Origin of the sequence: Occallatibacter sp. (assembly GCF_049510455.1) — a bacterium.
Taxonomy (GTDB): Bacteria; Acidobacteriota; Terriglobia; order Terriglobales; family Acidobacteriaceae; genus Telmatobacter.
Genome location: NZ_JBEKYX010000158.1, coordinates 1 through 6,184, shown reverse-complemented (window position 1 = coordinate 6,184; position 6,184 = coordinate 1). Strand labels below are relative to the sequence as shown.

7 protein-coding genes are annotated in these 6,184 nt (G+C 56.1%); 3 read left to right on the top strand and 4 right to left on the bottom strand.

Annotated elements, in window-relative coordinates; genetic code table 11:
• Positions 1-345 precede the first annotated feature (345 nt).
• Positions 346-603 (top strand): hypothetical protein, encoded by a 258-nt coding sequence (locus ABSG47_RS19945; RefSeq protein ID WP_424172008.1) that lies wholly within the window; start codon positions 346-348, stop codon positions 601-603.
• 56 nt (positions 604-659) lie between these two features.
• Here the strand turns inward: ABSG47_RS19945 and ABSG47_RS19940 are convergent, their stop codons facing one another.
• Positions 660-2,027, bottom strand: coding sequence for an ATP-binding protein (locus ABSG47_RS19940; RefSeq protein WP_424172005.1), 1,368 nt, complete (start codon positions 2,025-2,027; stop codon positions 660-662).
• Entirely contained in the window at positions 2,002-2,364 is a 363-nt protein-coding gene (locus ABSG47_RS19935) for a hypothetical protein (RefSeq protein WP_424172002.1), read from the bottom strand. Before ABSG47_RS19935 ends, ABSG47_RS19940 begins: the two co-directional genes overlap by 26 nt.
• Before the next feature lie 102 nt (positions 2,365-2,466).
• On the opposite strand from ABSG47_RS19935, the gene ABSG47_RS19930 reads away from it, so the two are divergent.
• Positions 2,467-3,429, top strand: a complete 963-nt coding sequence (locus tag ABSG47_RS19930) for a recombinase family protein (protein ID WP_424171999.1) — start codon at positions 2,467-2,469, stop codon at positions 3,427-3,429.
• Positions 3,384-4,169 carry a recombinase zinc ribbon domain-containing protein gene (locus tag ABSG47_RS19925; protein ID WP_424171996.1) on the top strand — a complete coding sequence of 262 codons (786 nt, stop codon included), beginning with the start codon at positions 3,384-3,386 and terminating at the stop codon, positions 4,167-4,169. Before ABSG47_RS19930 ends, ABSG47_RS19925 begins: the two co-directional genes overlap by 46 nt.
• Here ABSG47_RS19925 and ABSG47_RS19920 read toward each other — a convergent pair.
• Together ABSG47_RS19920 and ABSG47_RS19915 are read right to left on the bottom strand one after the other, a co-directional pair.
• Positions 4,134-4,790: a tyrosine-type recombinase/integrase gene (locus ABSG47_RS19920; protein WP_424172010.1), complete on the bottom strand. Its 657-nt coding sequence runs from the start codon at positions 4,788-4,790 to the stop codon at positions 4,134-4,136. The genes ABSG47_RS19925 and ABSG47_RS19920 overlap by 36 nt on opposite strands.
• A gap of 273 nt (positions 4,791-5,063) precedes the next feature.
• A partial coding sequence (locus ABSG47_RS19915; RefSeq protein ID WP_424171993.1) for a group II intron maturase-specific domain-containing protein occupies positions 5,064-6,184 on the bottom strand: 1,121 nt, incomplete at its 5' end.

Here is a 6,184-nt window from a genome sequence, read left to right as displayed (position 1 = left end):
GGCGTTGAGCATCTTCTCCACTGGTCCCAATGGCGAAGGCAGCATCAATTCCACGCTCTGCGATGTCACTACCGCAAACGAGGTTCACCCCTCCCAATCTTCTATCTACAACTGTAGTACTAGGAGCACGCGGTTCAGAGAGTGTCAAAGCAATTTTCGCGAATCCGACTTCGCTATTGGCCACCGGATTTTATGGTACTACCGCACTGCATAATGGAGGTACTACGCAACATATTGTTTTGCACAAGTTGGTGGCTCCAGGGGTGGAGCTACCTTATTGGCGGCGTCCAATTCGCTACTGTAGGGAGCCGGGCGCCGCACTTTTACCGCTCATGGGAGGGTGTTATGGCAAAGAGCAAGGATCGAGATTCTGGTTCGTCGCCGGAGCGGTCGGTTCCACACCGATCGCTTCTGTTTGAACTCAAAGGCAAGAGAAACGTCGAGGAGGAGAACACAACCGTTGTTTCGACAGAGATGTTCGCGGCACTCAGCATCGAGGAAGTGATCGCCTATGTGCGAACCCGCCAGCCGAGTGTCGAGATCATGGAACTGAAGGTGTTGGGCCAGGTGCAGGTGCTGTCCAGCTCGGAACACCTGAGATAGTGCAGGTACAAGAACGCGGATGATTTACTTGGGCGCAGATGTGGCACTTCAAAAACTTATGAAGTCTCGGAGACCAGATAGTACCTGCGGTGTGGGTCCTGTGGCCCGCTTCCAATCTCCGCAATCAACCCTCGCTCCACGAGCGACGCGAGACGTGTTCGGGACGCACGCGGGGATAGGTTGATTTGTTTGGCAATCTCAGAGGTTGAAAGTCCAGCCTCCAGACTTGAGGAGAGCGCGGCAAGGATGGCCTCGTCCCGAGCATCTTTTGCGGATGTGCGACGAGGTGTGGCCGAAAGCGTGACCCGAAAATGCGTCCCAATCTCTTCCAATTTGGGAGCATCCAATCCGCGATCACGACACGCGGCTGTCATGCGCTGGATACCGCTTCCCCAATGTTCGATAAGCCCCAGTTCCTGAAATACTCGGCCAATAACGCGATTGCGGAGTTTGGAGATGCCTTTGCGGATGTCTTCGATCGTGAGTCCGAATGGGAGCAGGCCGGGGTTTTCGATCTCCAGACGATCATCAAACAGAGCAACGCGGATGGGAGCGCCGCGCTGGGCGTAATCGGCATGGACGATAGCATTCATAATGGCTTCACGGACGGCGACAACCGGATACGTCCAAAGATCCGTTCGTTTTACAGGGCCTATGACGGCCTCACGAGTCATATGCTTCCGCAAGAACGCAATTACTTCGTCCGCAGCTCCCGGAAGATACGAGCGCACCTCTACGGAGTCGAGTATCCGGCGTCGGTCGATGCCGGCAAACCTGCCAACCTGAATCCATGCGTCTGGATAATGATTGAGTCGGTCGGCGCCGAAGAGGAGGATGCCCCCGATGGTCGGCACGATATGGCCCTGGTAGCTCGTCACGATTTTCAGGGTTTGTAGATCGGGTCGCGTCAGCTTACGAATGGGCTTGAAGAACTCGGAAGCAGCTCGGAAGTCGATGGCTTCCGAGTTCAACTCAGGTTGGGGTTGTTCGTCGAACGACGAAACCTGGTTATAGCGCCGCATCTCCTCGATCAGGACCTGATCCGCCCGACGGTTGGTCGAACCTACACGAACAAACACGCCTTCCTCGGCGCCCAGCCGATTCAGATAGTGGGGACGGTTGGCACTGGGATAAATCTCTACTGCCAGAACCTGGGTCTTTCTCCACGGCATCACTTCGATGGAAGGCACCAATCTTGGGGAGATGCTGTCCGCAATCAGATTGGCGAGGCGTTCTTCCTCGGCCAATATGTTCTGGATGCCCTTAACCTTTTTCGTGCCATCTTCGACTCCCAAAACGAGAACACCCCCGGAGGTGTTAGCGAACGCAACAATGGCTTTTAGCGCGCCTTCCGGGGAGGATAGATCGCGCTTGAACTCCAGCGTTTTGCCCTCGGTTCTACTGAGCAGAGTAATCAGATCCACAGCTCTGCATTTTACTCTGAAGCGCGCGGTGGGAGAAGTCTTCCGAGTCGACCTCATCCCAATTCGTGACGCCCTGCGTCACGAATTGAAAATGCTTTATACGATCTTTCAAGGTGTCCTGACAGGACACCGAGTGGAAAAATTTTCCACGTTTTGTGCCCTCCGTGCGCTCTACGCTTCTTTTCGGCAGGAACCGTTTGAGGAGTTGCGTGGAGATCAGGAACATCAGAGATGGGGATGAATCGACGTTGGAGCGGCAGTCCGGTTCGGCGCGGTCGTCGGGTCTTGGGAAGCGACTTGACCCTGCGCTCAAGTCCTGGATGGACAATGTCATCATCCCTGCTCTGGGACGGGAATATCTGGCCGAAATCGAGAAGCGGAATCGATTTGCAACCACCGGCGGTTCAGAGGTAATGTCCCACAAGGACGGTAATGAGCCATGATTCTTCGTTGCGCCGCCTATGCCCGCTACTCCAGCGATCTTCAGAGTCCACTCTCGATTGACGACCAACTCCGCATCTGCCGCGAATACGCGAAGTCTCGCGGGTTCGTCTTTCTGGAGGAACACATCTACGTCGATGAAGCGGTAAGTGGCGTGGGCGCGGATCGTCCAGGGCTGGGCCGTCTGCTCAATGCGGCGCTGTCCGCTGCCCGTCCCTTCGACATCATCCTGCTCGACGACAGCAGTCGCCTGGCGCGAATTACGAAGGATGCCCTCACCTTTTTCGAGCGGCTGAACTTTGCCGGCATCCGGCTGATCGCCGTCAGTCAGGGCATCGACTCGGACAATGAGCAGGCGCATGTGCTGGTCACTGTCCACGGAATGGTAGACAGCCTCTACGTGAAGGAACTTGCCAAGAAAACGCATCGTGGTCTGGAAGGGCGGGTGTTGCGGGGCCAGCACACAGGCGGTCGCTGCTACGGGTACGATTCCGTTTCTGTGGACAACACGACCGCAAAACAACTGATTATCAATGAGAAAGAGGCTGTGGTGATCCGTCGCATCTTTGAGATGTCCGCCAGTGGCCAGTCCCTGAAGACCATCGCAAAGACCCTGAATCATGAGTGCGTTCCCTCCCCAAGACCGAAGTCGGGAAACAACTACGCGACATGGAGTCCAACCTGCATCCGTGAGATGCTTCGCCGTGATCTCTATGTAGGGAAGGTGGTTTGGAACACCTCGCGGTTCGTGAAGGCTCCCGGTACGAACAAGCGGGTACGGCGCGCAAGGCCGGAGAGCGAATGGCGCGTTGTTCCCCACCCCGAACTTCGGATTATTAGCGATGAGGTCTGGCAGCGGGTTCAGGATCGTCAGAAGCGCCTGATGGCCATGTACAGTGGCGCGAAGAAGGGTCTTTGCCTCGTTCTATCACCAGTCCATACCTTCTCAGTGGAATTCTGAAATGCGGCTTGTGTGGCGGCAACCTGATCATTGTCACCGGATATACCTCTTATGGCCACTACCCGAGATACGGCTGCTCGCAGCATTTCAATCGTGGGGCTTGCAGCAACTCCATCACAATCCGGCGCGACTGGCTGGAAAAGCGATTGCTGGAAGAGTTGCAGAATGAGGTTCTAAAGCGTGAGACCGTCGAGTACGCGCTGGACGAGTTCGACAGTCATTTGAAGAGCGCCTTTTCCAAGCTCACAAATCAGATGGCTCACATGCGGGAGCGCAAGCAGAAACTCGAAGGCGAATTGCGGCGGCTGACTGCTACCGCTGCGGAGACAGGCCCCTCGTCGTTTCTCGTTGCCGCCATCCACGAACGTGAGCAGCAATTGCGGGACATCACCGACCAGCTCTTGGCGGGCGGAGCCGATTCTGTGGACGCTCACCTGTCGGAGATTCGGGGCTTCATCACAAAGCGGCTGGGAGACCTCCAGCAGTTGATCTCCGGGGAGCCTGCCGAGGCCCGCAAGGAACTGGTGAAGCACGTTTCGGAGATTCGTATGTTTCCGCAAGACGGCGGCGGGAACGGAACTGGAAAACCGCATTATGTCGCTGAGGGAACGTGGCATCTGGTCGGTGGGGAGGAGGAAACGGGTAATGTAATGTCGCCGCAAATTCGGAGCGTTGCAGACCCCCACAACCAAAGAATCAACAACCTACGAGTTCAGCCGAAATCGGCGAGGGAGCAATAAGGGAACAGGGCGCGCACCCGGTTCCCTTTTCGCTTTTCTCAGTGTTTTCGGCATCACCATTTCTACGATCTGAGCATTAACTGGACGCGTTATATTGAGCATCGAATTCCGACCGTACTTCGTGGTCATGTCGATGGACGCATGGCGCATCAGTTTCTGCTGCACTTCGAGCGGCAGACCGAGTTCCGACAGGCGTGCCCGGTAGGTATGCCGGAAGGCGTGCCAGCCCAACTTCGGCAGGCCGATCTTCGCAGCCGCCTTGTTGAGATGACGCTGACGCATCGTGTCCGCGTGATACGGCTTGCCGGTGTCGATGTTGCCGAACAGCCAGCCGTTGACCGGCAATTCGGCTTCCCGCCACTGGCGAAGGACGCTCACCAGGTCAGGATAGAGCGGAAGCTCATCCTCGCTGGCAAGTGTCTTCGTATCCCACACATGACCGTTGACCACCGAACGCCGCACCTGAAGCGTGGCTCCTTCCGGGTCCACATCCTCCCATCGCAAGCCTAGAATCTCGCTGACGCGCAGTCCCAGGCACATGGCCAGAGTCACCATGACTCGGCAGTGCTGTGGGAGCAGAGGCAGCAGCTTCTGATATTGCTCGGTGGTGACGAGAACGATCTTGCGCGTCCTTGACCTTGGAAGCCTGACCCACTCGCGTCGCTTCGCGCGGTGTGCCCCGATTCATCGGGAGACCACACAAAACGGAGCGACATCATGAACACGAATACCATCCAACAGAAACTTCCCGTCAATACCATCCTTCACGGCGACTGCATCGAGAAGATGCACGAGATGCCGGCGAACAGCGTCGATTTCATGTCGGGTAGCAGCAGCGCATTTCTGCGCCGCCGCCCCCTAAGAACCGTACTTGCCAGTTTCCCAGCATACGGCTCAAGCCTTTTCGAAGCCCCATGTAGGAGCCGGTGACGCCACTGAGAAGCCTTGGTGCCGCGCGATGCCATGACAGTCCGGGTGTAACATCGCCAGATTGCCGGTTCCATCCGAACCACCGTCCACCTTCCGCACCAGATGATATAAAGACCATCCACTGGTTTGGGTGATTGGCTGATGGCACATCGGGCAGCAGCGATCCTGTTTCAACCACAAGTGGATCAGCTTGCTTCGCCCCTTGATGGAATCCAGCATGGCCGCCTTCAACCGTGCTTCGAAGTACGATTCCCACTTGGGATCGAAGGGGTTGGCGGTTGCCTTGATTTGACGATGCCTCCGAATAGGCATGTACGGGACTTCGTAGAGCATATGGAGTTCGGGCTTGCCGTTGGTGAGTCGTCGGCCTGTTTCCGTGGCGAAGACCCAGTGCCGAAAACCTACTGTCCGAAAATACTTCCTTCGGACCCAGCCTGTTCCTTTGCCCGGATGCCGGCGACGCGCCCATCGCCACAACGCCTGCCATATCTCATGATTGACTTTGCGGAAAATCTGCTTGGAGACCACATGGCGATAGTAGTTGGCCCAACCGTAGACCATCGGATTGAGCAACCATATCAAATCGTCATGGCCTAACGTCGGGTTGGACTTCAAGATTTCCCGGACCTTTCGCAAGAACGTCTTGACGCTTGCAGCAGATGGCTTGATCAGCAGCTTGCCACCGTACTTGCGGATGTTCATGCCGAGGAAATCAAAACCATCGTCGATATGTGTGGTTCGGGTCTTGTCCTGCGATAGCGTCAAGCCACGCTCCGCGAGAAAAGCTTCGACCAGAGGACGGACTTCATTAGCCAGCACGTCTTGCGTTGCGCCGGTGATAATAAAGTCGTCCGCATACCGAACGATGTTGACCTTGTTCGGATTGAGCCCGTACTTAGAGAACTTCGCGTAGAGCACGCGCTGCAATCCATCCAAGGCCATGTTCGCCAGCGTTGGTGACAACACTCCCCTTACGCAAAAGGTAATTTTGAATTTGAGCGGGTAATGAGGGGATGGCGAAGTAGTGACCCGGTGCTTGATCTTCGCCTTAAGAGGTAATACGTTTATGGCAGATGGCACGATCG

Coding starts and splice junctions, on each gene's coding strand:
- ABSG47_RS19945 (WP_424172008.1), top strand. CDS start 346: ATGGCAAAGAGCAAGGATCGAGATTCTGGTTCGTCGCCGGAGCGGTCG.
- ABSG47_RS19935 (WP_424172002.1), bottom strand. CDS start 2,364: ATGATGACATTGTCCATCCAGGACTTGAGCGCAGGGTCAAGTCGCTTC.
- ABSG47_RS19930 (WP_424171999.1), top strand. CDS start 2,467: ATGATTCTTCGTTGCGCCGCCTATGCCCGCTACTCCAGCGATCTTCAG.